The organism is Rhodococcus spongiicola, assembly GCF_004011835.1.
GTDB lineage: Bacteria > Actinomycetota > Actinomycetes > Mycobacteriales > Mycobacteriaceae > Prescottella > Prescottella spongiicola.
The window spans coordinates 1-298 of the sequence record NZ_RKLN01000023.1; the positions used below are offsets into that span (position 1 = coordinate 1).

1 protein-coding gene is annotated in these 298 nt (G+C 69.1%); it reads left to right on the top strand.

The window, feature by feature from the left end; translation table 11 throughout:
* A partial coding sequence (locus EF834_RS18080; protein WP_164874183.1) for a condensation domain-containing protein occupies positions 1–298 on the top strand: 298 nt, incomplete at both ends.

Here is a 298-nt window from a genome sequence, read left to right on the forward strand (position 1 = left end):
TGGTTCCGGGGTGGGCGCCGCTTGCGGTGCAGTATGCGGATTATGCGTTGTGGCAGCGGGAGGTGCTGGGTTCGGAGGACGATCCGGAGTCGGTGATCGCGCGGCAGGTCGAGTACTGGAAGCAGGCGTTGGCGGGGTTGCCGGAGCAGTTGGATCTGCCGGCTGATCGGCCGCGTCCGGTGGTGGCCTCGCATGCGGGTGCCTCGTTCGGGTTCACGCTCGAGGAGGGGTTGACCGGCCGGGTCGAGGCGTTGGCGAAGGCGCAGGGCGCGACGGCGTTCATGGTGGTGCATGCGGC